2 protein-coding genes are annotated in these 2,147 nt (G+C 64.1%); one reads left to right on the forward strand and one right to left on the reverse strand.

Annotation, left to right across the window (positions count from 1 at the left end; genetic code table 11):
* Positions 1 to 561: 561 nt before the first annotated feature.
* Positions 562 to 714: a hypothetical protein gene (locus tag MKK82_RS15375; protein ID WP_243986217.1), complete on the reverse strand. Its 153-nt coding sequence runs from the start codon at positions 712 to 714 to the stop codon at positions 562 to 564.
* A gap of 656 nt (positions 715 to 1,370) precedes the next feature.
* Here MKK82_RS15375 and MKK82_RS15380 point away from each other — a divergent pair.
* Positions 1,371 to 2,147 (forward strand): outer membrane protein (locus MKK82_RS15380; RefSeq protein ID WP_243986219.1); only part of this gene is annotated, 777 nt, incomplete at its 3' end.

Here is a 2,147-nt window from a genome sequence, read left to right on the forward strand (position 1 = left end):
GGCCGCCGGTCCGACGAGGACGATGGCGCATTGTGGTACGAGGACGAGTTCTTCGACCTCAACGGGCCGGTGATTGACATGGAGCCGGCGCGCTGATGTTCTGCCAGACAGTGGATTGCGCTCGCAACGATGGCTGACATCGATTGATCCGAAAGGTTCTGCATGCGTAACCGTTCGCCTAGCGCGTCCACCGACGACACTAATTCCGTCAGCTGGCACCATCGCAGTTTCATCCCTCACCGTGCCGAGGCGCCTTCGGCCCTACGACCAACAGTCTCTTGGCCTCCGCCAGCCACTCTACAGGCACCTGCTGCCGAGTCTCGCCGGATCCTTCCCAACCTGATCGTGCCTGAGGCTCCGCAGGTCGAGCCGGATTTGATGCAGATTGCGGAAGAGCAATCGCAGAGGCCGCGGCGCGGACGACCGCCCAAGGCCAAACCGAACGCTGCCGGACTTGGTCTCGACGGTGAACGACCGAGGCGTACGGTTACGCATGGAGAAACTTTCGGATCAATCGCTGTCAGCCATCGTTGCGAGCGCAATCCACTGTCTGGCCGCACATCAGCGCGCCGGCTCCATGTCAATCACCGGCCCGTTGAGGTCGAAGAACTCGTCCTCGTACCACAATGCGCCATCGTCCTCGTCGGACCGGCGGCCAAGCGGCACCAGAGCCGATATCATGCCCAGACAGAGCGCGCCCGCAATCAGGGCCATGAGAATTGCTACCGGCATTTTGGCCACCAACCCAAGACGTGCTGCCGGCAGGATGTGCCGGTAGGCTTAAGATCGGGTTCCAGCGACTATGACCCGCTTTACCGTTAAGCTCGATTACGCTGCGCCCCTCGGCCGGCGGCCTCATCATCGCCGGCCGCCACCTCCACCGCCCTACTATGGGCTGCCCCCTACGGCGCTGCTTCATCCGTGACACGCCCTATGGACCGCAGCGCGTTTGCTGACGCGACTACTAAAAACCGAGCGAGGCTCTCCCGACGCTGCCGAGCCAAGCGGTACGTTCGTCACCTTGATGCGTCTGGGGCGAGCTGGGGAACCGCGTAGGGTGAGCTTGCGGATCAATCCAGAATAGGTTTAATCGACGCTGAAGCTTTCCTGGTTGGTCCTGGGAACGTTCACGAAGCAACTCAAGCCCCGCCAGCCCCGTGCTGCGGGGCTTTTTTGTTGCCAGAAACATTCAGATACATATCGATAGATTGGCCTCGGGCATAGTCTGCGAGGAATGTGCTGAAGCGCACATCCTTGACCGCCGAACGACCGGATGCCTCCCGAGCTGTTGCCAAATTGCACTATCGTTAAGCTTCATTCTGCATTCTGTCCCCCGTGCACATCCCGCAAAACGGGAGACAGAGGACCAGATGATCAAGAAGCTCCTGCTTGCCAGCGCTGCCACGGCCCTGATGGCCGGCTCCGCCTTCGCCGCCGACCTGCCGCGCCGCGCCGCCCCGCCGCCGGTGTTCACCCCCGTCCCGGTGTTCACCTGGACCGGCGCCTACTTCGGTATCAACGCCGGCTACGCCTTCGACGCCAGCAGCAACAGCAACAGCAACTCCACCTTCACGGTGCCCGGCGCCTTCACGGCCAGCGGCGCTCCGGTGTCAGCCACCTTCGGTAACCGCAGCCAGGACGGCTTCTCCGGCGGTGGCCAGGTCGGCTACAACTACCAGTTCACCCCGGGCTCGGGCGTGGTCATCGGCGTCGAGGCCGACGCCCAGTACCTCGACTTCGGCCGCAGCCGGAACAACGCCATCACCAGCGCCGCCGTCGCTCCGGGCTACTACGTGACCGACCCGCGCGGCCTGTCCAGCCTCGACTTCTTCGGCACCGTGCGCGGCCGCCTCGGTTACGCCTTCGACCGCGTGCTGGTGTACGGCACCGGCGGCTTCGCCTACGGCTCTGGCAGCGCCGACCGCTCGTGCGGCGGCTACGCTGGCAACGACAGCTGCCGCACCGGCTACGCTGTGTGCGGCGGCATCGAGTACGCGCTGGCTACCGAACCCGTCCCGAACTTCTTCCACCCCTCGGCCCTCACGCTCAAGGTCGAGGGCCTCTACGTTACCCGCGACCGTGTCAACCGCACCCAGGGCGCTCTCTTGCACAAACGCGCGGCCAACCACCCGGTGTCACTCCGCCAC

The sequence above is a fragment of the Methylobacterium sp. E-046 genome, assembly GCF_022829625.1.
Taxonomy (GTDB): Bacteria; Pseudomonadota; Alphaproteobacteria; order Rhizobiales; family Beijerinckiaceae; genus Methylobacterium; species Methylobacterium longum.